Source organism: Paraburkholderia lebeckiae (assembly GCF_014201005.1).
In the GTDB taxonomy this organism is placed as follows: Bacteria; Pseudomonadota; Gammaproteobacteria; order Burkholderiales; family Burkholderiaceae; genus Paraburkholderia; species Paraburkholderia tuberum.
Genome location: NZ_JACHDK010000022.1, coordinates 32,297 through 53,610, shown reverse-complemented (window position 1 = coordinate 53,610; position 21,314 = coordinate 32,297). Strand labels below are relative to the sequence as shown.

Here is a 21,314-nt window from a genome sequence, read left to right as displayed (position 1 = left end):
ATCGAGCGAGCAACGTATGAGCATTCGATTCGGCTCGGTCTGCTCCGGTATCGAAGCTGCCTCGGTTGCGTGGTATCCGCTCGGCTGGCGCGCTGCCTTCCTCAGTGAAATCGAGCCGTTTCCGTGTGCCTTGCTCGCGCATCACTATCCGGCCGTGCCAAATTTTGGCGATATGACCGCTTTCAAGGGGTGGCCTAATGCAGCTATCGATCTTCTCGTCGGCGGAACTCCCTGTCAGTCCTACAGCATCGCCGGGCTTCGAAAGGGACTGGCAGATCCGCGTGGCGACCTCACGCTCACCTATCTTGCCATTGCTGCGCGATATCGCGCCCGCTGGTTGGTATGGGAAAACGTCCCCGGTGTTTTGTCATCAAATGACGGACAGGACTTTGGAACCTTCCTCGGGGCGTTGGCAGAACTCGGGTATGGGTTCGCCTACCGCGTTCTTGACGCTCAGTACATCCGAGTGGAATCACACGCTCGCGCCGTCCCTCAACGACGACGGCGTGTGTTCGTTGTCGGATATCTTGGAGACTGGCGACCACCTGCAGCGGTACTTTTTGAGCGAGAAAGCCTGTGCGGGCGTCCTCCACCGCGCCGCGAAGCGGGGCAAGGAATTGCCCCGACCCTTAGCGCGCGCACTGGAGGCGGTGGCGGGCTCGGAACCGACTTCGAATGCGACGGCGGTCTGATTCCACAAGTGGCTCGACCGCTCACTACAAGTAATCAGCGAATCGACGCGGAAACGGAAACTCTGCTTGTCTCTCACACATTGCGCGGCGAAGGATTTGACGCAAGCGAAGACGGAACCGGGCGCGGTGTGCCATTGATCCCGATTGCGTTCGATTGCAAAGCTGGCGGCAACACCGCGTTCAGCATTGGTCCGGTAGCTGGGGCGCTTCGCGGCGAGGGGCATGGCGGCGGCCACGCAGCCGTCGCAAGCGACTGCGGTGTACGCCGTCTCACCCCGCGCGAGTGCGAGCGCCTGCAGGGCTTTCCCGACGACTACACACTAATCAATGTCCTCAGCAAGCCAGCGGCAGACAGCCCGCGTTACAAGGCACTAGGCAACAGCATGGCCATTCCGCCTATGCGTTGGATTGGCGAGCGGATTCAACTGGTCGACAAGATGTTCGGCGAGAACGGCGCGCATGCACCGAAAAAGGTAGTCGCATGAGCACACGACCAGTCATGCACGTCGTCTCAGTGTCATCGGGAAAGGACAGCCAGAAGGTGCTGCTGAAAGCGCTAGAACGGGTGCCGCGTGAATCCATCCGCGCGATCTACTGCGACACTGAAAACGAGCATCAGCACGTCTATGACCATCTGACGTACCTTCAACAGGCGCTGGACATTCCCATTGTTCGGCTGAAGGCGGATTTCACTGAGCAGTTGCTCGCAAAGCGCCTGTTCATCGCGCGCGACGTTCGAACGCGGCGTGAATATAAGCGCGTGCCGAAGATAGATCGCAATGGTCAGCCCGTCTATCAGAAAGATAGGGCCGGCAATGTGCACATGTTCGCCGTGTACGACGACGAGACCGGTGAGTTGCTACGCCATGAACCGAGACAGGTCATCGGCTGGGACGCCGGGCGCAAAGTGAAATGGTCGAACAAGGCAAAGCGGCGAGCACTGTCCGTGATGCACCCGAGCGGAAACGCGTTTCTTGATCTGTGCATGTGGAAAGGACGCTTCCCTTCGCGCAAGGCCCAATTTTGTACGGAGGAACTGAAGCGGAACATCGCCGTCGCGTATCAGATCGATCTCATCGACGCCGGCTACAACGTTGTCAGCTGGCAGGGCGTGAGGCGCGATGAATCGCAAAACCGGCGCAACGCGAAAGCGATAGAGCGAGTGGGACGCGGTCTATGGATCTACCGCCCGATCGTGAACGACACGGCCGAACAGGTCATCCACTTTTCACGCGAACGCGGAGTGCAACTCAATCCGCTATATCGCGAAGGGCGGAGCCGGGTGGGTTGCAATCCGTGCATCAACGTCAATAAAGCGGAACTGCGCCAGATCGTCGCGCGAGACCCTGAGCATATCGATCGGATTGAAAAGTGGGAAGTAATCGTCGGCATGTGTTCCAAGCGCGGTTTCTCGACGTTCATGACCGATGCGCACTCAGCGAAGGATCGGCGCCGCGTGTATGCCGACCTCAATATCCGCGCGCGCGTCGAGTGGGCCAAGACCACCCGCGGCGGCCGGCAATATGACTTACTCGCGGACGTCGAGCCGGCAACGGCGTGCTCGTCGGCATATGGCCTATGCGAGTGATTTTCAACGGCCAGCAACTAACCACCTCACCACAAGAGTCGCATAGGCACGCAATGAACTACCGACTAAATCAATTACTGGCGGGCTCGAGGACGGCATGAGCTATCACCGGATGTCGTCAGACGAACAGTGGGCAAGGGAGCGTCTACACGGATTGCCGGTGCGCTGGCGCGCGCGCATCGAGCGGCAATGGCGCGAGCGGTACGCTGCTTGCAATATCGATGCACGTCGCGTTGCAAATCTGTTCCTACTCAACATAACGGAAAACCTTAAGGCGATCCGTTTGCCTTTGAAGGCGCGCGACGAGCATATCTGCGCATGCGCTGAAGATCGCGCCGTCGAATGCCTCGCGCTCGCATCGGTCTACGGGGAAATCAAGGATAGGCGTGCAGCGCTTGAACGGCTTGTGCGCCGCTTTCACTGCGAGCCACCAGCGGCCGAACGTGTATCGAGGCGAACAGGAGAAATCATCGGCATGAGAGATCAGCCGGCGATACTTCGTATGACAGATGCAAAGTGGTGGCGCGAACAATTGCGCAAAATGCACGCGCAGTTTGTTGAAGCTGCGGCGATTCAGCTCGACTACGTGAACGCGCAGTGCGATATCTACGTGTCAAATGAATCGGTGGCCCGGCGCGGTCAACAGAAGAAGCGCAATCGGCGGATGCTCGAAAACACGATCGCGACCAACGAGGACGGCGACAGCTTTCCGCTCGCAGAGCTGCACGACAAATCTGTTTCCTGTCCATCAATCAAACGCGGCGAGTTGATGACGCGTATCAAGGGTTTCGAGGATATCGCGAGAGAAAGCGGCCACGTCGGCCTGTTCCTGACGCTGACATGCCCGTCGCGCATGCACCGGTTCACGAAGGGCAAAAGAATTCGCGTATCAAAAGGGCGGATCGTGCAGACCCGCAATCAGGTGCGGCCGAATCCACGATACGACAACACATCGCCCCGTGATGCTCAACGCTACTTGTCGACCACGTTCGCCCGGCTGCGCTCGTTCCTGAAGCGTCACGGCGTCCAGTGGTACGGGTTCCGCATTGCCGAACCGAACCACGACGGCACGCCGCACTGGCATCTGCTCGTTTTCTTTCCGCCGCATCTTTTCCGGCGTCGTCCCGGCGAGCGAAAACCCGGCCAACGCGGCCGCGTTAAGGACGTGTTCGAGGTAGACGAGCGTTGCGCGCTACTGCCACGCCTGTGCGCCTGGGTGCGCCGCTATGCGCTGATGGATTCGCCCGATGAGCGCGGTGCTAAAAATCATCGCGTCGACTTCAAGGCGATCGACTGGCAGCGCGGCACGGCCGCCGGCTATATCTCGAAGTACGTCGCAAAAAACATTGACGGCCACGGTATCGAGGCCGATCTCGCAGGCAATCCGGGGCTTGAAACAGCCTTACGCGTCGAGGCGTGGGCGTCGACGTGGCGCATTCGTCAGTTTCAGCAGGTAGGCGGACCGCCGGTCACGACGTGGCGTGAAGCGCGACGCCTGGACAAGGTTCCTGAAGGTGCACCAAAGGTACTCGACGAAATGTATGAAGCGGTCAACCGGATTCAGCGCGACGACGAGTCGGACGTCTCGCCGGCATCGTGGGCCGATTACGTGCGCGCGAATGGCGGTATTCACTGCGGCCGCGATGATCGGCCGGTTCGTATTTATCGCGAATTCGACTCGCGGATGGGCCGCTATGGTGAGCCGGTCGGCGACGTGGTGAAGGGGCTGGAAGCTCGTGAAATCCGCTTGGAGCGAGACGGCATTGTCGAATTGCCAAAACTGCGCAGCATGGTTGTTTTCACGTCCCGCCATACGTGGACGATCGAGCGGCGCAAGCCGACCGATATCGAGCTCGATCGCGCGCGCCACTCGACCGCGCAACGCCTGAATCTAGGGGTGGGTTTGGCGCACGCAGTGCGCCCTTGGACTCGTGTCAATAACTGTACGCATGCACCGCCTTTCGCGGCCGGCGCTGATCGCGATCGCGAGCCAGATCCCGACATAACAGACTGGCTCGCCGACTACGATCGCGCCGATCTAGCGGCGCGATCGCCCAAACCGCAACACAAACGAAGGAATTCGCATGAACGATATGTCGATTAAGTGCCCGGCGTGTGACGACGCGCTCGAGGCGCGTCATTCCGAAAGAATGTCGGACACGTTGCGTCGCCTGTACTTCTGGTGTCCGTTGTGCGGTTTTCGCGCGCCGGCAACGCTCGAGGTGTTGCACTCGCTTTCGCCGCCGGCACCGCGCTATATGCGCGACGATCTGGCGTTGCTGCCGGCCCGGCCGCTTGGCGGATCGGTCAATACTCGCACCGCCAAGCAAGTTCGGGGCTGAAATGCGGTGGACGATGCCTTGTCCGTGTTGCGGCGCGCGCGGTATAGCGCGGGCTATGCAGCAGACGTCCGCTTTGCGCTGGACGGTGGATTTCCAGTGCGACCGTGTGACGTGCGGCCACACATACCGCACCGAATTAACGATGCTGCCGGCGACGCCGGTTCAGAAGGCGAAACGTCGCGACACGCTGCAACTCTTTGATGATCTGCCGCTCGGCGAATCACTGCTGGTCGGCGACTCGCCGCCGGGGAATGGGGACAATGACGGTTGAAATCGAAGAAGGCGCAGCAAGCGCTGCTGCGCGATGGGCATGCATGGGGCTGGCCGTGGCCGCAACCGGAACCGCGCTTGCGCTGTCGGTGCTCAGCGGCTGGCAACGCGGTGGCACAAGCGCGGAGCGCGGAAACTGGATTGCGCTCGGCGCCGTGCTGGTGGTCAGCGCCCACCTGTTGCCAGCGCTAGTGCGCGGCGCGAGCGGACCTGTTCGCGCCGTCGCCTTCGCGCTGTGGATTGCATGCCTCGCGAGCGCTGGCTACGGCCACGCCGGTTTCTTTCTGCTCGCGCAGCAGCACGCCGGCGAGCTGCGCGCGCGGTCGATGGTTGTCGACTCGCCGGCGGTGGCTCGCACATTGCCGGCCGTGATGATGGAGCGTGTCGCCGTCGTTCGCCAACTCGGCGAAGCGCAGGCGCAACGCTGCACGGGACGATGCGCGGCGCTCGAGGCGCGGCGGGCGACGCTGGCAGCTCAGCGCGACGCGCTCGACGCTGAAGCCGACGAACTACGGCGCGACCAGGGCGCCGCCGACATGGCCGCCGCGCGCAGCAACGCGCGGCGCGCTGATCCGGTCACATCCCGACTGTCGGGCCTGTTAGCCGCGCCGGTCGCGCGGGTCGATCTGTTGACCGGGCTTATGCTTGCCGCCGTGCTGGAAGGGGTTGCGTGTCTGCTGTGGACGATCGCATTGCTGCCGGTAACGCGACCGGTAGTAACGCGAGTCGCGACCAGTCGCGCGAAAGCCGCCGACCGGCGCAAGTCGGGCGAAGCGACGCCACCGGCTATTCGAACCGCGGCGCGTGCGCCGGTAACGCCACGGCCAGCGGCGCGAGATGTCGACGAAACCGCGCGACTCGCGCGCGACGTTAAAGCCGGGCACGTCCGGCCGACCGTCGCCGATATCAGGCGGCATCTGCGCTGTTCGCAAGCGCGGGCGACCGCTTTGCGGCGGAAAGTCGTCGATCTCGTTCCGGCCTAGATCCGTGGGGATATCCGTATGAAGCGAGGAAAGCATCGGCCAGCGGAGAAGCCCGCACGATCCGAAAGGCGCGACGATACGGCGCTCTTGAACTGGATCGAATCAGTGCGCGGCTCGGATATCCGCCCGTGGGCTGACGGCTTCGAAGTCGTGACGCACGACGGAACAACGCTCTTTGCTGGCGGCTCGACCGTGCGGCTCGCGATCAAAGCAGCGATCGAAGCTCGAAGCAGGCCCCCGATCGACGGTCGGCGTCAGGATTCGGAAAAAAGCCGATGGACGACGCGCCGATGCACTTCGCCGGGTTATATTGCGCCGAACGATCAACGCGAGGGTGAAATGAGCGATTTGCTGGAATGGGTCGAAAAGTCTGCGATCGAAAACCTGAAAACGCACCATGCGTGCGCTGATGTGATTGCAAAGGACGCGGCCACTACATTGACCATATTTCTCGCTGCGGTAGGCGGGGGGCTGGCGTATGGGGCAAAGGCGATCGAGGGCGGTGGTGTTAGCTGGTTATCGGTCGGCGCAATGACCTTTACAGCGTGGTTCCTCATCCTGAGTCTACTTCTCGTCCAGCGATGTCTGATGTTCCGTGAACTGCCGTCGATCTATAACGAGCCCAAGAATCTATATCAACCAGAGTTCTCGCTGGATGCGATTAAGGAAGTGGAGATCGAAGGGCTGCAGGGAAGAATCGACGCCGCAGCACAACGGAACGCGCAGGTTGCGACATCCCTGAACAGGCTGCGGCTGGCGGCCGCAGCATCTCCAATTCCGGTTATCGCCGCGGCGGTTGTGGCGTGGAAGGCTGGGGCTTAGGCGCGTCTTTCCTGACTCCGTCGTGCGCCGGGCCGCGATAGACCGGTTGCGGAGGTGGTACGACTGGCTTATTTTCAGATCCAGACAGTCTCATTTGTACTCCCGTGATTTTCAGGTGTGAGAGCCGTAAACATACCAGAGTGCTTGAGAAGGCCGCCACGGCGGGGTTTTTTGTTGTTCGCCAATTTTCGCGAAAGGCGCTTGCCGACCCGGTTGCAGCCGTTCGACTCACCACTCGAAAGTGACGCTTCGCAGGCAAGGGGTACTGCTGCCTACGGGAATGCCGATGCCGAGCAAATTCAGCTGCTCAGGTCTGCAACGTCCAGACGTAGCTACAGTCGTTTGATCAAGCTCTTGACCCACGACATGCAGAACTCGATGGTTTGATCTATTTGCTGCGGAGCCAAATCTGGCATGTCTTTGGAGCCAGGTCCATGTCCCAAGTCGTTCCGCACGTCGCTGTAAAACCGCTGCATTGATTGCCGTTCCCAGCCCTCGATGAATGCGCCGTTCGCCTTGCTCTCAAGATGATTCAGGAAGTCGGACACACCTTTCTCATTACCGGCAGTCCACTTTTTGAGTTCGCAAATAATCTTGATAGTGCTTTCCAGTGCCTTGGCGGCGTAGAACGATGGATCGCGGCCGCCCGTATCTCTGCGATCGATCGCCTCGGCCATGTCAATGCTGACGTTCTTCCACTGAGCATCCTTTACCAAAAGCCAGAATGGTTGCTCGACTTGTTCTTGCAGCCGCTCGTCCTGCGTAATCTGCAAGTACCCATTGTGGTAGTGCAGTGGCATGCCAGCTTGCTTTAGGCGCTCGTTCAGCTCATGCACATTCGCCGCGAACGTCGTGTTCATGCCATCACTGATCGCTCGCACGCTGTCGGACAGCGCGCCAGGAAGTTGCGTGGGTCTCCGGGGCATCCTGTCTTGGAATTCAGCCTCGGCCAATCGTCGCGGAAACTCAGCGTTCGCTTGAGCTATTTGCTCTTCTCGCGTGCGGAAGGCCAATTCGACGAAGCTTAGGCGACGCTTGACGAACATGTCGGGGTCAAGGTCGTCAGTGAATTTGACGTTCAGCCACTGCTCGACCACCAAGTTCATGTCGTACCAACCCGAGTTCGTGAAGGGTTTGCCCATCCACTCGGTCTGGTAGGAGTAGTACTTCGGCGACAGTTCCTTGACCCCGATCTCCATTGACAGGCGGTCGTGAATAACAGTCCAGATCGTCTTAACACTCTCGTCGACCTTCTGGTCGTACCCGGAGTACTTCCAAATCTGTTCGTTGACGATTCTATATGCCTGAACAAAGAGTGCAGATTCCTTTTGCCCGACGCTTTCGAACATCGGGCGATCCGCGTACCTGCGAAAGAAGACATCAGTAAGCATGGTCAAATTCTCTCATTCCACCACTTGGTGGTGACGGTCTCATAAGATTCTCCCGGCTCATTCGCAGGCTGTCAGATAGTACAGACGTATTTCACGCATGCGTCGAACTGTCTAGCGCTTCACGCGCGGCACGCTCTAACACATGTTCCGACCATTGATTCACGCTTTCGTCGGCCATCGCGGCCGCGATCGCGATGCGCGCATGGATCGCCGGGTCGATGCGCAGCATGAATTTTCCCGAGGCTGGCTTTTGCGGCTCACGGCCAGCCTGGGCACAGTCGTCGAGATAATGATCGACGGCCGCATGAAAGTCGCGCGTCAACTCGTCGACCGTCTCGCCGTGAAAGCTGATTCTGTCGTCGACGCCGAGCACATGGCCCACAAAAATACTGTCGCGGCCGTCGAATTCAACGCGGGCGAAATACCCCTTATAGGTCATGGCGTTAGTCATGGCTTGATCCTCATTTCGATAAACCAGTCGCGCAATTCTTCCACCTGATACCGCTTTGCTTCCTTGCCTGGGTGCGGGCGGTGAAGGTAACGGCGTTGCCCGTCCAACTCGAAGGCGATGCGCGACCCCGCGCCTTCGTGAATGCTGCCGCCCAGAGCGACGACAAGCGACTCGATATCAGCAAACACGATCCCGCCCAACGTCGGTTTCGTAAAGATCGCGGTCAATGTGCGGCCGTGTTTCGTTTTCATGTCCGCATGATATCACGGAATGATACGGAAATGCTATCAAAAAATGATATCAATCGAGCGAAAACCCCGGCTAGAATCGGCGCGTAAATCCGGGCTTCTGAACGGCCGGCCGGCGAACAGTGCGCGCGCGGCCTCGCGGATGTCTCGCGAGCCCGTAGCGGTCCGGTTTCGCGGCCACGCGGGCGGCCGGCGAGCGGGGCAACGGGGGCGGGGGCGTCGATCCCGCCCCCGAAATCGCAGTCACCCTCCGCGCCTGCGATCAAAAAATCAGGCGTTTCTAGACGCACCTTCACTCGGTCCGTCGAACCCGCCCAGCCGGCAAGCGCGCCGATTTTGGATGCCTGCCGCTAGACGCGCCTAGACGCAGCAAGGGCAGGGCTAGACGCGGGGTCGAAAATCGAGGGTTTTCGGCCTACCGGGGCGCCGCTGCGCTCGTCTCGGGCGGGACGACGTAATCGCCAAACTGGACGATTTTTTCGCCGGCCCAATCGTTGATCCGCTCAAACTGCTGTTGAAGCGGCACGATTTCATTGCGGCCGAAGACGCGCGCGGCGGTGTCCGCGGCGCCGAAGCCGCCCGTATTGCTCGGCACGATGCCGATAAGCTGCGGCGGCACGCGGTGCGCGGCGAGGCTGTCGTCGCGCGTCACATTCTTGATGTTGAAAAATTCGTCGCGCGCGGCGACTTCGGAAATCGGAATCAGCTCGAGGGCGCCTTTCTCGCCGCGGCCATCGCGGCCGGTCGAATGGATAAACAGATTTCGGAAATTGCCCAGGTTCTTCGATTCGCGCAGTTGCTTGCGAATTTCGTCGACGTCGTTGGGATCGACGGAAGGATCGTTCAGGTACAGGATGAACCCGGCATGCGACCCGTTTGCATAGTAGCGGCGGCGGAACAGCGTCGCCGACTCGTTCAGCCAGGCCGCCTGCAGGGAGGCGATGTATTCGGGCATTCCATACACTTCCTGATTGACGTCCGGTTCCATAAGCTGAAAAACGGAACCGGCCGGGAACTCGTGCGCGATCTGCCAGCCGTCGAGCTGTACAAACGTTTCGAAGTCTGTTTTACGGCGCGTGTCCTTGGCGAGCGTGGGGCGATAGTTGACGGCGCCGCCAAATGCGTTCGTTTCCCGCTCGAGGTAGCAATCGCCAAAAACCAGAAAGTCGAGCGCAAGGCGCCGGAACGCGTCGCGCGAAAATTTCCTGTGCTCGACGAACGTCGACGCCAATACGTTGCGTTTGAAATACAGCGCAGATGCATGGTGCGTGCCGGCGCGAAGGGATTTCGCGAGTCCGACGCGGCTAATGGGCGGCTCGAAATAGTCGTTGATCGTCCACAACTCGCGGTAATTGAAAATGTCCGCGCTTTCGAGCGCGGTTACGGCGTCGCCAAACGTGAACGACGTCAGCGACGATAGCGGATCGCGTGCAACGATTTCGCTGGCGGCGCTGATGGTGGTGAGCGAATGGGACATTAGAAGAACTCCACGGTGCTACGGGCGCGCTGTGCGCCTTCGAGCGGTTCATTGTCGAGCGCATGCAGACAGGCCCACGCGAGGTCGGCGTGGCCCGTGTCTTCGCTGCGCGGGGCGGTATAGGTGAGGCGCGTGCCGCTCGCCGTCATCGAGCGGCGGATCGACATGAACGACTGGACCAGATCCGTCATGCCGGCGTGGAACTTGAGGCGGCCTTTCCCGATCACGGACAAGCCTTTCAGGATCAGGCGTGTTTTAACTTCCGGCGAATACTGAAGCGCGCGCGTGCGCGGAAAGAACTGTCGCACGAGCTGATAGACACCGTGACCGATGCCAGTCGCGTCGATAGTGATATCCGTCACGTTGTAACGCTGCGTTATCGCGCGGATGCTCTCGGCCTGCGCTTCGAAATCCATCCCGTGCCAGCGGTGGCGCTCCAGCACGCGGAATTTGCCGTTTGGTTCGGACGATGGTGCAATGACAACGCAACCCGCGGCATCGCCGCTCAGTGCCGGATCGTATCCGACCCATACCGCGCGCAGACCATAAGGCCGGGCTTCCAGCGGCTTCACGTCGTCCCACTCGACCCAGGAATCGACCATGCACGCTTTCATCGCGTCGAACGGAAAAACCGACGCCGTGTCGTCGACGAAATCGCACATATACAGGTTGGCGAAGTCGGCGGGGCTGTTGTGCTGGCGCAGCTCGTCGACGTCAAGTTTGTCGAAGCCCGCGGCGACGGCATCCTCTACAGTCACCATGTGGCGCCACTGCCCATCGGGGCAGATCAGGCCGCGAGCGAGCGACGTGTGCGAGACGTCGATTTCAACGCGATCCTTTTCGGCGCGGCCTTTGTTGTAGTGCGAGCCGGTCCAGAACGAATACGCTTCGTGCGTCGTCGTCGACGGCGTTGAAAAGTGCGTCATTCGCAAATGCTTGTGCGTCGCCATGCCCTGGGCGACTTTGTTCAGCGTTGCGAAATTGCTGACCCAGAAATACTCGTCGAAATAAAGGTCGCCGTTGTAGCTCTGTGCGGTGCGCGAGCTCGTGCCCAGGAAAATGAGCGACGCGCCATTCGGAAGGATGATCGGATCGCCGGTCAGTTCAACTTCGGCCGCTTGCCATGCGAATTTCTGGATATACGCGCGAAACACGTGCGCTTGCGCGCGGCTCGCGGATAGGAAAATCTGGTTGTAGCCGGTCTCCAATGCACGCGCGAGCGCTTCGTGCGCGAAATAGAACGTCGCGCCGATCTGCCGTGATTTCAGAATGTTCCGGCGACGCATCGCGCGGTTCGCATACCACACGTGTTGGTGGCCGATCAGGGAGTCCCTGACGGCGGAAATCAGTTTTTGCGACTGTTCTTCGGATATCGCGTTGCGCCGCGATTTGCGCCCGGCCGCGCGCGTCGTGTCACGGCCGGCGCTGCCAGCCGATTCGCCGGCGCTCTCGCCATTGGCCCGCGCCGCTCGCGCGCGGATGCGGTGAAACCGTTCAACCTCACGGCCAAGCAGATCGATTTCCTTGAAATCCTTCCCGTCTTTGTTGTCCTTTGCGATCAGCACGCGCATGCGCTGCTCGAGCGCGGCGTCGATTCGATCGGTTACGTCTGCTTCGCCCCAACGTTCGCGCTGTTTCCACGTTTCCACGGTCGAGCGCTTTTCGCCGATGTAATCGGCGATGGCGGTGATTTTCCAGCCGGACCAAAACAGATCGCGCGCGACGCGGCGCACGGCCAGATTGACGACGTTGGAGACAGCGGGGTCATCGGTCGCCGGGAAATCGGCAAAGGGGTTAAAGGCGCTCATGCAACGAGCGTATCGCGCGCGCAAGCGCGTGCGCGCAGCGGCAATCTGTACACAGTCGCACGAGCAACGCCGCACATTGAAGCCTCGGAAACGCTCGCGCACGATGCGAAGGGTAGCGCAATCGGCGCCTTGGCACAGACAGCGGCCGCAACGAACAGGACAGGGAGAAACGCAAATGACGTTGAAGTTCAAACGGGTCGCGACGGAAGGCGCGACGACGGACGGCCGAGAAATTTCACGCGCGCAGATCCAGGAAATGGCCGACACATACAATCCGGCGACGTACGGCGCGCGCGTGTTTTGCGAACATATGCGCGGCATGGTCCCGGATGGCCCGTTTCGAGCCTATGGCGACGTCCGCGGCTTGAAAGCCGAAACCGTCGAAGGCGGAAAGCTCGCGCTGTTCGCGCAGATCGACCCGACCGACGATCTGAAGGCGATGACGAAAAGCCGTCAGAAAATCTACTCGAGCGTCGAAATCGATCCGAACTTCGCGAACAGCGGAAAGGCGTATCTGGTGGGTCTCGGCGTGACCGACAGTCCGGCGAGTCTCGGCACGGATGTGCTCACGTTCGCGCAGCAACACCCGGAAATGTTCCGCTCGCGCAAAGTGCGGCCGGAAAACGTGTTCGCGGCCGCGGCTGAAATCGACACGGATTTCGGCGAGCACGACACGCCGGCGGAGAAAGACGGCTTCACACGGATGATGGAATTTTTCTCGAAGAACTTCGGCGGCAGCTCACGACAGGAGGCGCCGCAAGCAAGTTCAACGCCGCCGGTGGCGCCACCGGCCAACGGTGGCGCTGGCGTCCAACAGTCGTCAGCACTGGATGCTGCAGGCGTGCAGATGTTTATGGCGGCGCTGACCACGCTGAACGAACAGAACAACACGTTGCGCACGGAAGTGGCGGGCGTCAATCAGAAGTTTTCCGATCTGGCGGCTAGGCTCGAAAACACACAGTTCAGCCAGTCGCGGCCGCTTTCGACCGGCGGCAACGGCGGCGATCTGACGGATTGCTGATCGGCGAGGCACCCCGGAACCACACAACGCGCAACACGAACAGTCGAAAGGATCAATCAGATGACACCGCAAACCCGCGCCGCGATCGAGGCATATTCGAGCCGTATCGCGCAGCTTAACGGCGTGCCGACCGCAAGCCAGCAATTCAACGTTGCGCCCAGCGTGCAGCAGACGTTGGAGAAGCGCATTCAGGAATCAACCGCTTTCCTGGGGGCGATCAACGTGATCGGCGTAACGGCCCAGCAGGGCGAAAAGCTCGGGCTCCTCGTCGGATCGACCATTGCGAGCACGACCGACACGAGCGCGAAAGAGCGCGAACCCTTCGACCCGACGGACATGGACCCGAATGCGTACATGTGCACGCAAACGAACTTCGACACGGCGCTGAACTACTCGAAGCTCGACGCATGGGCGCATATGCCGAATTTCCAGACGATGATTCGTCAGATGCAGGTTGTTCAGACTGGTCTCGACCGCATCCGCATCGGGTTGAACGGTACGTCGCGCGCGGCGACATCGGACCGGGAGCAAAACCCGAATCTCGAGGACGTGAACGTCGGCTGGCTCGAGAAGTTCCGCACGCAGGCGCCCGCGCAGGTCATGAGTGACGCTATCGTCATCGGGCCGGGCGGCGACTACAAAAACCCGGATGCGCTCGTGCATGAAGCGGTCAATTCGCTCATCGCGCCGTGGCACGCGGACAATCCCGAACTCGTCGTCCTGTGCGGCCGGGAAACGCTGCTCGATCGCTATTTCGTCGTGCTCAATGACGACAACCGGCCGGTCGACCAACTCGCGGCCGCGACGATCGTCAGTCAGCAGCGCATGGGCGGTATCAAGGCGATGCGTGTGCCGTTCATGCCGCGCGGCAAGCTCTTTATCACGCTGCTCAAAAACCTGTCGCTCTACTGGCAGATCGGCGGCCGCCGGTCGACCCTCATCGACAATCCCAAGCGCGACCGTTACGAGTTTTTCAACTCCAGTAACGACGCATACGTGGTCGAGGACTACGAGGCGGGCTGTCTGATCGATGACGTCGAATTCGCGGGCGCTGCTGCGCTGGCCGAAGCATAAGGACCGACATGACTCGGGACACGCCAATTTCCCGGCATCTGAAGAAAATCGCGGCCGCGGGCGGCGATGCCGGGCGACCCGCGGGGAGTGCGCCGCGCCTTCAGGCGCGCGCGCAGGATCTGATGCGCGCGAAGCTCGCGGCCGATCAGCAGCGGTTGAAGGCGACGAAATCGATTGAAAAAAAGATCGAGATCAAACGCGAAGTGCTGCCGGATTATGGGCCGTACGTGACCGAAGTTGTCGCACGGGACGCGGGCGGCCAGGATGACGTATTGCTTACGCTGATGGTGTGGCTCGTCGACGTCGGAGCCATCTATGACGCGCTCAACATCGCGGAATACGCGATCCGGCACGGCCTCACGATGCCCGCGCCTTTCGAGCGTTCGCTGGCGGAAGTTGTCGCGGAGAGTATCGCGGAAACGCCCGATGTGCCCGCGACACTGCTCGCGCGCGTGATCGCGCTAACGGACGATCACGACATGGTCGATCAGGTGAGGGCGAAACTGTACAAGGCGTACGGGCTCGCGGTCGGCGCCGATCGTCCGGTCGTCGCGGCCGAAGCGCTGCGCCGGGCACTCGCACTAAACGACAAGATCGGCGTCAAGCGCGATATCGCCCGTCTCGAAGCGTCTATTTCCGCGTCTGGCGGGTCTGAAAAGGCCGCAGACGCCTAACCGTGTCCCCCGCGACAGGGCGGCACGCGCACCACGCGCCGGCATTGTGTCCGGCCTGTTGGTGCGCGTCCACCGCCCACTCTGTCGTCATATGGAGAACCTGTGAGCGGATTTGTTTCGACCGCGCCCATACCGGCGACGACTGCGCCGGCGCCAGACGATCCACCGGTCGACCCGGTCATCGACGGCGATGGATGGTATCCCGACATCGAGCTGCGCGACGCGCGCGCCGTGCTTCGTCTCGACGGCACGGTGACGGACGCACGGCTACGCGAGGCGGTGCTCGAGGGTGTTTTTCATACGGTCGAAGTGCTGGCCGACTGGCGCGAGAAACAGGAAGCGCAGGGCGCGGCCAATCTGGCCGCCACGCGCGCGACGACCATTGGCGGCGAAAACGTTCAGATCGCCCGTTACCGGCGTGCGGTCTACGGCTGGGCGCTCGCGCTGCTGGTCGAGCGGTATCGCGGTTACGACACGTCGAAGGATGGCGAGCGGCGCGTCGATGCGCTTGCGATCTCGCCCGATGCTGCACGGCGCGACGCCTATTGGGCCGTCAGCGACATCATGCGCCGGCCGCGGCTGACTGCGGAGTTGATCTGAAATGAACGTTAGGGCGCTGCAGGGCGAAACGATCGACGCAATGTGCTGGCGTATCTACGGCCGCACGGATGGCGTAGTCGAGGCTGTACTGGAAGCGAATCCGGGTCTGGCGGCGCAGGGGGTTTTTCTGCCGGCCGGATTCCCCGTGAGCATGCCGGACCCGACAGGCGTCACGGGTACCGCACAACTCGTGCAGCTTTTCGATTGAGGTGGATATGCGAAGCACGCCGCAATTCTGGAGGATGCTGATGGTTGACGTTGTGTTGCGTGCCGCAATCGCGGCACTGGCGGTGTGGGTAGTGGTTGGCGGATTCATGATGCCGTACTCGGCGATGGAAATGATGCTTTACGTCGACAACATGATCGGCGCGCTGATCGCCTTCGTGATGATGGCGGTTGCGGCATTGCTGATTCTCGACGTCCTGATGAACGCGGTCCCGCAGCGCTACAGGTGGCGATGGCTCGACGTGCATCGACACCATGTGTATGTGGCGGCGGCCGCCTGCTATGTGATCCCGCCTTTCGTGCTGGCACGGCTCACCGGCGACTCGCTTGGCACGTGTGCGCCCTGGCTCGGTGTGGCGGTTGCCGCGTTGCTCATGGCCTTCATTGATCAACACGAAAAGCGACACCGGGGGGCAAAGTGCGAAATCTGAGGCGCTATCAGTGGACGTGGCTATGGATCGCGCTGGTGTGGCCGTTTTCCGCGTGGGCGCTCGGCTCTGCACTAGCTGACGAAGTATCGAGCCTGTCCATGTCGGCCGCGCTGATCTGTGCTTTTCTCGCGCTGATTGGTGGGTTGGCGAGCACGCTGCAGAAACTCGCCGAAGGCACCACAGAACATCGCAGCGTGTGGCTCGAAATCTTACGCGACATGGTGACGTCGCTTGTCGCTGGCATCGCGACGTTTCTGGCGCTCGAGTACTTCAAGTCGGACGCGATTCTCGAAGCGGGCGCGATCCTGATCGCAGGCTATGGCGGTTCGCGTGTACTGAGCCGCTATCTCGACCGGTTCATGCAGGCCGTCGACCGCAGCGCAAACACGCCGAAGTAAGACGGCCGAACGATCGGAAACAGACACTTACGGGAAACGACAATGGTGGCACCTGACACGTATATCGAAGCGTTGATTCCGCGCGAAGGCGGATACGTCAACAATAGCGCGGACCGTGGCGGCGAGACGATTTGGGGGATCACGGTCGCGACCGCGCGCGCGTATGGGTACAACGGCGCCATGTCGCAAATGCCGCGCGCTGTCGCGGTCGACATTTACCGGCAACGCTACTGGATTCAACCGCGGTTCGATCAAGTCAACGCGATCGAGGCGGCGCTCGCCGAAAAGCTGTTTGATATCGGCGTGAACATGGGGCCGGCCACGGGTGTGCGGTTCCTGCAACGCGCGCTGAACGTGCTGAATCAGCAGGCGCGAAGCTATCCCGACATTTCCGTCGACGGCGGTATCGGACCGATGACGCTTGCCGCGATGAAGGCGTTCTATGCGCAGCGCGGCCAGGACGGAAAACGCGTGCTGTTCAACATGGTCGCGGCGCAACAGTCCGTGCGCTATATCGAAATCGCGGAAAAAGATGCCAGTCAAGAAACGTTCGAATACGGCTGGCAGTTGAACCGCGCTTTCGGGGTCGCGCAGTGACGCTAAAGTTCGGAGTCATTCTGGCGGCCGTGCTCGCTCTGCTCGGCGGCGTCCATTACGTGCGCGGGCTGCAGGCCGATGTTCAAACAGCGCAACAGGCCGAACGCGACGCGAAACAGTCGCGCGATGATGCGCGACAGCAGGTGACAAATCGCGATCAGGTGATAGAAAAACTGAAGCGCAACGCCGCGGAACGCGACGCGCAGCAAAAGCAGCTTGAGGCGTCGCGCTCGAAGGTCGAAAGCGAGCTCGCGCGCCTGCATGACGACTACCGGAGAATCCTGAATGAATCGCCAGAAGCCCGCGCGTGGGCTGATACTCGCCTGCCTGATGATATTGCCCGCCTGCAAACAGGCCCCGCTATCACCGGCGCCTGTGGTTTCTATCAACGAGTGCCAGACGGTGACGCGCTGCAAACTGCCTGCAACGGCGCCGACGACGAACGGCGATCTGAACAAGGCGCTGACGGCCGCTAAGGGGGCGTGGGCGAACTGCGCGGCGGTGGTCGACATGATTTATGAATGCCAGCAAAAGCGGGCCGCAATGCCCGCGCCAACTTCGGCGCCCGCACCATGAAAAAAATCGATTCGCTGCGCGCGGCCATTACGGCGGCTTTCCCGCAGCTCGCGGAGAACCCCGACAGGCTCCTCGTGTTTATCGACAATGGCTCGGTGACGGGCACCGGCACCAAATCAGCATCATTTCAGTGGACGTATGTTGCCTGGCTGCTGCTGACGGATTTCACCGGAGACAATGACGTATTGATGGCGGCCATTCTCGAATGGGCAAAAGCCAATCAACCGGACCTACTCGATAACCCCGACAATGCAACGACCGGTATCACGTTCGAAGCCGATATTCTGAACAACGCATGCGTCGATCTGTCGATTCGTGTGCGCCTCGTGGAACGTGCCGTCGAGGTCCAACACGAAGACGGCTCGCGCACATTCAAACGCGTCGATGACAGTTTGCCGGCCAATATCAATCTGGACTCGGCCGGATGGCTGCGGCCGCGCGACGCCGCGACCGGCGCCAAACCGATCGACGACACCGGCCCATGAATGACGATCTGACGGCGCCGATCGAGGCGTGGGCGGGCGAACTGCTGTCGAAGCTCGCCGCGCCAAATCGGCGCGCGTTGCTGCTCAAAATCGCGCGCGAGCTGCGCAAGCGTCAGAGCGCGCGCATCGCCGCGCAAAAGAACCCGGACGGGTCCGCCTACGATCCGCGCAAGCGAAAGCGCGGGCGCAGGAAAGCGGGCGCGCGTGCGAGCGTCGGCCGCATTAAGCGACAGGCGATGTTCGCCAAACTCCGCACGGCGAAATGGCTGAAAGTCGAAGTGACAGACGGCGGCCTTGCCGTTGGGTTCGAGGGTCGCGTGGCGCAGATCGCGGCGGTCCACCAGGAGGGGCAGCGCGCGCCCGTCGATCCGCACGGTCCGACCTACCGGTATCCTCGTCGCGTGCTGCTCGGTTTCACTGACGCCGATCACGCATTTATCCGCGACATGCTGGTCGAGCACATAAACTCGTAATCGTCGCGCCGCTCCACTGGCGCGCGCATTCCCCCTGATTCTGTACCCAGTCCGAGTCCCGGCGCGATCACTCGCCCGGCGTGTGCGCGCGCGGCACGATTAGCGTATTCAGGAAATTCGCACGGGATCACGGTGGACAAGGCAAACGAAGCGCAGCGCAGGGCGCGGAACACGATCCAGACAGGGCGGGTGATCGACGTCGACGTTTCCGATGCAGCGGCGCCGCGCTGTCGCGTGGCGATCGGCGATCCGTCGATCGACGATCAGGGACAGGAGTCCGACTGGATTCCGTTCGAAGCGGCGCGCGCCGGCAGCATGCGTTCATGGAGCGCGCCGACGATCGGTGAACAGGTGCGCGTGGCATGCCCGAATGGCGATCTGTCACAAGCGACCGTAACAGGTGCGCTGTATTCCGAAGAAAACCCGGCGCCGTCCGCGAGCATCAGCGAGCACGTGTTTCAGTTTGGCGACGGCGCGCGTATCACGTACGACGAAGAAGGCCACGCGCTGACGGTCGCATTGCCGGAAGGCGGCGTTATCAGAATGGCGGCGCCGGCGACCGTCGAGATCAACACGAAAACCGCCACGGTGCAGGCGTCGCAATCCATCACGTTCGACGCACCGCAGACCACCTGCAAGGGCGCGCTGACTGTCGAGGGTCCGCTTTCCTTTCTGTCTGGCGCAACGGGCGAGGGCGGCGAGGGCGGCGCATCGGTCATCAGGATCAAGGGCAGCGCCGAATTTACGGGCCCCGTGTCCGCGCCCGATTTCGACTCCGGCGGCGTTAGTCTCGTCAATCACCCGCACGACGCTCAGGGCGAATTCGCGCGAACCAGCAAACCGATCCCGACAGGCGGCGGCTCATGATCGGCATGAACGCCAACACCGGCCGCTCCATCAGCGGTGCTGCCCATCTTTCGCAATCGGTCGGAATCATCCTGACGACGCCGCTCGCACTCCGCGTCAAGCGTCGCGCGTTCGGATCGGAATTGCCTGATCTCGTCGACGCTATCGGCAACCGCGAAAGCATGGCGCGCATTTATGCGGCGGTCGCAACGGCGCTGATGACGTGGGAGCCGCGTCTCGTGCTGGAGTCGGTCACTTTCGACAGTGCGGCGATGGCCTCCGGCGAATTCCGCGATGGACGACTTCCTGTGCTGATCAAGGGTTACGAAGTGACGAACGGAACGCGTGTACCTATCCGCACGACGGTCGCCGTCAAGGGGAATCAATGAGTACGGCGCCGATCGATCTGTCTCGTCTGCCTGCCCCGGATGTTGTCGAACAGATCGATTTCGAGGCAACTCTGGCGGAACGCAAGGCCGGCGTGATCGCGCTCATGCCGGAAGATCGACAGGCGGAAGTGGCCGCCACACTTGAACTGGAATCCGAACCGCTAACGATTGCTCTGCAGGAAAGCGTCTATCGCGAGATTTATCTGATCCAGAAAATTAACGATGCCGCGCGAAGCGTCTTGCTGGCGTTCGCTGAAGGAACGACGCTTGAGCATCTGGCCGCGTTCTTTGACGTCGAGCGGCTGGAGATCGAGCCGGCCGACCCTGAAACCGGCGCGGCCGCCGTGATGGAAAAAGACGGCGATTTGCGATATCGAACGCAGCTCGCGCCGCAAGGGTTCTCTGTCGCCGGGCCGGAACTTGCCTATCAGTCGCACGCACGCAACGCACACGGCGACGTGCTCGACGCCTCAGCAACGTCGCCAGAACCCGGCGATGTGCTCGTGACGATCCTGTCACGGCGTGGCGACGGCACGCCGGATCAAAGCGTCATTGATGCGGTGAACGCGGCGTTGAGCGATGACGACGTGCGACCGATTACGGACCACGTGAAGGTGCAGGGCGCTGAAGTTGTGCGATATAGCGTCGTCGCGAGGATCAGACCGTTTTCAGGACCCGATTCGAGCGTGGTCCTGCAGGAAGCTCTCGATCGCCTGGCCGACTATCGGGAACGGTCACACCGGCTCGGGCGCGAGGTCACGTTATCGGGCATTTATGCGGCGTTGCACGTCGAAGGCGTCGAGCGTGTAACGCTCATCGAACCGGCCGCGGACGTGACGGTAACGAGGACACAGGCGCCCTGGTGTGACCCGGCGGACGTCGATGTAGCGATGGAAAGCCCCGATGACGAATAGTGTATTACCGCCGAATGCAACACCGTTGATGCGCGCGATTGCCGCGATCAACGCGCGCATTGGCGAATTGCCGGTTCCGATCGCCGACCTGAAGAACCCTGACACGATCCCGCTCGATCTGTTGCCGTGGCTCGCATGGGAAGTCGGGGTGATGACGTGGAGCAACGACTGGCCGGAACGGATCAGGCGTGCTCGTGTGAAGGCCGCTATTCCGATCGCCATGCGCGCCGGCACGGTCGCGGCGGTTCGCGCGGCGGCGCAGAGTTTCGGCGGAAATATCGCCATACGCGAATGGTTCGATATGGAGCCGCCGGGCGAGCCTTACACGTTTGATCTCTACATGACCGTCGCGGCGCACGACGGCAATCCGGTATCGGCCGCTTACATTGCCGACATTCTGCGCGAGGTCGATCGCGCGAAGTCTCTGCGCTCGCACTACACGTTCACACAAGCGTTTTCGGTAAACGCAACGCAACCGGTTATCGCGGGCGCTCAGGTCGCGACATATCGGCGGCTCTCACTGACGGATTGACAGCAAA

27 protein-coding genes and 1 pseudogene are annotated in these 21,314 nt (G+C 61.3%); 23 read left to right on the top strand and 5 right to left on the bottom strand.

From position 1 onward, the window contains the following. Positions 1-16: 16 nt before the first annotated feature. The 7 genes from HDG39_RS28585 (at position 17) to HDG39_RS28555 (ending at position 6,697) form a co-directional block, all read left to right on the top strand. Entirely contained in the window at positions 17-1,177 is a 1,161-nt protein-coding gene (locus HDG39_RS28585; RefSeq protein ID WP_184010748.1) for a DNA cytosine methyltransferase, read from the top strand. Continuing rightward, on the top strand, positions 1,174-2,280 hold the full coding sequence (locus tag HDG39_RS28580; protein ID WP_184010747.1) for a phosphoadenosine phosphosulfate reductase domain-containing protein: 1,107 nt from the start codon (positions 1,174-1,176) through the stop codon (positions 2,278-2,280). Before HDG39_RS28585 ends, HDG39_RS28580 begins: the two co-directional genes overlap by 4 nt. Positions 2,281-2,440: 160 nt before the next feature. Then, a complete protein-coding gene (locus tag HDG39_RS28575) occupies positions 2,441-4,384 on the top strand; it encodes a replication endonuclease (protein ID WP_184010746.1) in 1,944 nt (647 codons plus the stop codon). Beyond that, entirely contained in the window at positions 4,365-4,622 is a 258-nt protein-coding gene (locus tag HDG39_RS28570; protein WP_260328318.1) for an ogr/Delta-like zinc finger family protein, read from the top strand. Before HDG39_RS28575 ends, HDG39_RS28570 begins: the two co-directional genes overlap by 20 nt. Before the next feature lies 1 nt (position 4,623). Continuing rightward, entirely contained in the window at positions 4,624-4,893 is a 270-nt protein-coding gene (locus HDG39_RS28565) for an Ogr/Delta-like zinc finger protein (protein WP_184010745.1), read from the top strand. A 55-nt stretch (positions 4,894-4,948) separates the two neighbouring features. Next, positions 4,949-5,875 (top strand): hypothetical protein, encoded by a 927-nt coding sequence (locus tag HDG39_RS28560; RefSeq protein ID WP_311667588.1) that lies wholly within the window; start codon positions 4,949-4,951, stop codon positions 5,873-5,875. An 87-nt stretch (positions 5,876-5,962) separates the two neighbouring features. Further along, entirely contained in the window at positions 5,963-6,697 is a 735-nt protein-coding gene (locus HDG39_RS28555; protein ID WP_260328317.1) for a hypothetical protein, read from the top strand. Between the two features lie 332 nt (positions 6,698-7,029). Here HDG39_RS28555 and HDG39_RS28550 read toward each other — a convergent pair whose 3' ends face one another. The 5 genes from HDG39_RS28550 to HDG39_RS28530 all read right to left on the bottom strand — a co-directional run bounded on the left by HDG39_RS28550 (position 7,030) and on the right by HDG39_RS28530 (position 12,072). Further along, a complete protein-coding gene (locus tag HDG39_RS28550) occupies positions 7,030-8,088 on the bottom strand; it encodes an AbiJ-NTD4 domain-containing protein (RefSeq protein ID WP_260328325.1) in 1,059 nt (352 codons plus the stop codon). A 91-nt stretch (positions 8,089-8,179) separates the two neighbouring features. After that, positions 8,180-8,539, bottom strand: coding sequence for a type II toxin-antitoxin system HicB family antitoxin (locus HDG39_RS28545; protein ID WP_184010743.1), 360 nt, complete (start codon positions 8,537-8,539; stop codon positions 8,180-8,182). Then, a complete protein-coding gene (locus HDG39_RS28540) occupies positions 8,536-8,790 on the bottom strand; it encodes a type II toxin-antitoxin system HicA family toxin (protein ID WP_184010742.1) in 255 nt (84 codons plus the stop codon). Before HDG39_RS28540 ends, HDG39_RS28545 begins: the two co-directional genes overlap by 4 nt. Positions 8,791-9,202: 412 nt before the next feature. Continuing rightward, positions 9,203-10,264 carry a phage portal protein gene (locus HDG39_RS28535; protein WP_184010741.1) on the bottom strand — a complete coding sequence of 354 codons (1,062 nt, stop codon included), beginning with the start codon at positions 10,262-10,264 and terminating at the stop codon, positions 9,203-9,205. Next, positions 10,264-12,072 (bottom strand): terminase large subunit domain-containing protein, encoded by a 1,809-nt coding sequence (locus tag HDG39_RS28530; protein ID WP_184010740.1) that lies wholly within the window; start codon positions 12,070-12,072, stop codon positions 10,264-10,266. The genes HDG39_RS28535 and HDG39_RS28530 overlap by 1 nt, the downstream gene beginning before the upstream one ends. A 175-nt stretch (positions 12,073-12,247) precedes the next feature. On the opposite strand from HDG39_RS28530, the gene HDG39_RS28525 reads away from it, so the two are divergent. From HDG39_RS28525 to HDG39_RS28455, 16 genes and pseudogenes are all read left to right on the top strand, one after another. Continuing rightward, positions 12,248-13,093: a GPO family capsid scaffolding protein gene (locus HDG39_RS28525; protein WP_260328315.1), complete on the top strand. Its 846-nt coding sequence runs from the start codon at positions 12,248-12,250 to the stop codon at positions 13,091-13,093. A gap of 60 nt (positions 13,094-13,153) precedes the next feature. Further along, the gene (locus HDG39_RS28520; protein WP_184010738.1) at positions 13,154-14,167 is read left to right on the top strand and encodes a phage major capsid protein, P2 family; all 1,014 of its coding nucleotides are present in this window, start codon (positions 13,154-13,156) and stop codon (positions 14,165-14,167) included. Between the two features lie 8 nt (positions 14,168-14,175). Beyond that, positions 14,176-14,841, top strand: coding sequence for a phage terminase small subunit (gpM, locus tag HDG39_RS28515; protein ID WP_184010736.1), 666 nt, complete (start codon positions 14,176-14,178; stop codon positions 14,839-14,841). Between the two features lie 102 nt (positions 14,842-14,943). After that, positions 14,944-15,441, top strand: coding sequence for a head completion/stabilization protein (locus tag HDG39_RS28510; protein WP_184010734.1), 498 nt, complete (start codon positions 14,944-14,946; stop codon positions 15,439-15,441). Position 15,442: 1 nt separating this feature from the next. Further along, on the top strand, positions 15,443-15,649 hold the full coding sequence (locus tag HDG39_RS28505) for a tail protein X (RefSeq protein ID WP_184010732.1): 207 nt from the start codon (positions 15,443-15,445) through the stop codon (positions 15,647-15,649). A 7-nt stretch (positions 15,650-15,656) separates the two neighbouring features. Further along, entirely contained in the window at positions 15,657-16,097 is a 441-nt protein-coding gene (locus HDG39_RS28500; RefSeq protein WP_184010730.1) for a hypothetical protein, read from the top strand. Next, positions 16,085-16,495, top strand: a complete 411-nt coding sequence (locus HDG39_RS28495) for a phage holin family protein (protein WP_184010728.1) — start codon at positions 16,085-16,087, stop codon at positions 16,493-16,495. The genes HDG39_RS28500 and HDG39_RS28495 overlap by 13 nt, the downstream gene beginning before the upstream one ends. A 42-nt stretch (positions 16,496-16,537) precedes the next feature. Further along, on the top strand, positions 16,538-17,092 hold the full coding sequence (locus HDG39_RS28490) for a glycoside hydrolase family 108 protein (RefSeq protein ID WP_184010726.1): 555 nt from the start codon (positions 16,538-16,540) through the stop codon (positions 17,090-17,092). Continuing rightward, positions 17,089-17,454 (top strand): annotated as a pseudogene (locus HDG39_RS35305) (protein lysB); the annotation flags it as partial. The gene HDG39_RS28490 and the pseudogene HDG39_RS35305, both read left to right, overlap by 4 nt. Further along, the gene (gene lysC, locus HDG39_RS34710) at positions 17,378-17,668 is read left to right on the top strand and encodes an Rz1-like lysis system protein LysC (RefSeq protein WP_221305891.1); all 291 of its coding nucleotides are present in this window, start codon (positions 17,378-17,380) and stop codon (positions 17,666-17,668) included. The pseudogene HDG39_RS35305 and the gene lysC, both read left to right, overlap by 77 nt. Next, positions 17,665-18,153 carry a phage tail protein gene (locus HDG39_RS28480; RefSeq protein WP_184010721.1) on the top strand — a complete coding sequence of 163 codons (489 nt, stop codon included), beginning with the start codon at positions 17,665-17,667 and terminating at the stop codon, positions 18,151-18,153. The genes lysC and HDG39_RS28480 overlap by 4 nt, the downstream gene beginning before the upstream one ends. Beyond that, on the top strand, positions 18,150-18,626 hold the full coding sequence (locus tag HDG39_RS28475) for a phage virion morphogenesis protein (protein ID WP_184010805.1): 477 nt from the start codon (positions 18,150-18,152) through the stop codon (positions 18,624-18,626). Before HDG39_RS28480 ends, HDG39_RS28475 begins: the two co-directional genes overlap by 4 nt. A 132-nt stretch (positions 18,627-18,758) precedes the next feature. Further along, a complete protein-coding gene (locus HDG39_RS28470) occupies positions 18,759-19,493 on the top strand; it encodes a phage baseplate assembly protein V (protein WP_311667581.1) in 735 nt (244 codons plus the stop codon). Further along, entirely contained in the window at positions 19,490-19,861 is a 372-nt protein-coding gene (locus HDG39_RS28465; RefSeq protein WP_184010719.1) for a GPW/gp25 family protein, read from the top strand. The genes HDG39_RS28470 and HDG39_RS28465 overlap by 4 nt, the downstream gene beginning before the upstream one ends. Then, positions 19,858-20,775 (top strand): baseplate assembly protein, encoded by a 918-nt coding sequence (locus HDG39_RS28460; RefSeq protein WP_184010717.1) that lies wholly within the window; start codon positions 19,858-19,860, stop codon positions 20,773-20,775. Before HDG39_RS28465 ends, HDG39_RS28460 begins: the two co-directional genes overlap by 4 nt. Beyond that, a complete protein-coding gene (locus tag HDG39_RS28455) occupies positions 20,765-21,307 on the top strand; it encodes a phage tail protein I (RefSeq protein WP_184010715.1) in 543 nt (180 codons plus the stop codon). The genes HDG39_RS28460 and HDG39_RS28455 overlap by 11 nt, the downstream gene beginning before the upstream one ends. The last annotated feature ends 7 nt before the right edge of the window (positions 21,308-21,314 follow it).

Bases quoted from the DNA above. Each gene is read 5' to 3' on its own strand.
- HDG39_RS28550 (WP_260328325.1), bottom strand. From the start codon at position 8,088: ATGCTTACTGATGTCTTCTTTCGCAGGTACGCGGATCGCCCGATGTTC.
- HDG39_RS28540 (WP_184010742.1), bottom strand. From the start codon at position 8,790: ATGAAAACGAAACACGGCCGCACATTGACCGCGATCTTTACGAAACCG.
- HDG39_RS28500 (WP_184010730.1), top strand. From the start codon at position 15,657: ATGCGAAGCACGCCGCAATTCTGGAGGATGCTGATGGTTGACGTTGTG.
- lysC (WP_221305891.1), top strand. From the start codon at position 17,378: ATGAATCGCCAGAAGCCCGCGCGTGGGCTGATACTCGCCTGCCTGATG.
- HDG39_RS28480 (WP_184010721.1), top strand. From the start codon at position 17,665: ATGAAAAAAATCGATTCGCTGCGCGCGGCCATTACGGCGGCTTTCCCG.
- gpM (WP_184010736.1), top strand. From the start codon at position 14,176: ATGACTCGGGACACGCCAATTTCCCGGCATCTGAAGAAAATCGCGGCC.
- HDG39_RS28475 (WP_184010805.1), top strand. From the start codon at position 18,150: ATGAATGACGATCTGACGGCGCCGATCGAGGCGTGGGCGGGCGAACTG.
- HDG39_RS28565 (WP_184010745.1), top strand. From the start codon at position 4,624: ATGCGGTGGACGATGCCTTGTCCGTGTTGCGGCGCGCGCGGTATAGCG.
- HDG39_RS28580 (WP_184010747.1), top strand. From the start codon at position 1,174: ATGAGCACACGACCAGTCATGCACGTCGTCTCAGTGTCATCGGGAAAG.
- HDG39_RS28455 (WP_184010715.1), top strand. From the start codon at position 20,765: ATGACGAATAGTGTATTACCGCCGAATGCAACACCGTTGATGCGCGCG.
- HDG39_RS28505 (WP_184010732.1), top strand. From the start codon at position 15,443: ATGAACGTTAGGGCGCTGCAGGGCGAAACGATCGACGCAATGTGCTGG.
- HDG39_RS28570 (WP_260328318.1), top strand. From the start codon at position 4,365: ATGAACGATATGTCGATTAAGTGCCCGGCGTGTGACGACGCGCTCGAG.
- HDG39_RS28545 (WP_184010743.1), bottom strand. From the start codon at position 8,539: ATGACTAACGCCATGACCTATAAGGGGTATTTCGCCCGCGTTGAATTC.
- HDG39_RS28525 (WP_260328315.1), top strand. From the start codon at position 12,248: ATGACGTTGAAGTTCAAACGGGTCGCGACGGAAGGCGCGACGACGGAC.
- HDG39_RS28585 (WP_184010748.1), top strand. From the start codon at position 17: ATGAGCATTCGATTCGGCTCGGTCTGCTCCGGTATCGAAGCTGCCTCG.
- HDG39_RS28530 (WP_184010740.1), bottom strand. From the start codon at position 12,072: ATGAGCGCCTTTAACCCCTTTGCCGATTTCCCGGCGACCGATGACCCC.
- HDG39_RS28520 (WP_184010738.1), top strand. From the start codon at position 13,154: ATGACACCGCAAACCCGCGCCGCGATCGAGGCATATTCGAGCCGTATC.
- HDG39_RS28490 (WP_184010726.1), top strand. From the start codon at position 16,538: ATGGTGGCACCTGACACGTATATCGAAGCGTTGATTCCGCGCGAAGGC.
- HDG39_RS28535 (WP_184010741.1), bottom strand. From the start codon at position 10,264: ATGTCCCATTCGCTCACCACCATCAGCGCCGCCAGCGAAATCGTTGCA.
- HDG39_RS28460 (WP_184010717.1), top strand. From the start codon at position 19,858: ATGAGTACGGCGCCGATCGATCTGTCTCGTCTGCCTGCCCCGGATGTT.
- HDG39_RS28465 (WP_184010719.1), top strand. From the start codon at position 19,490: ATGATCGGCATGAACGCCAACACCGGCCGCTCCATCAGCGGTGCTGCC.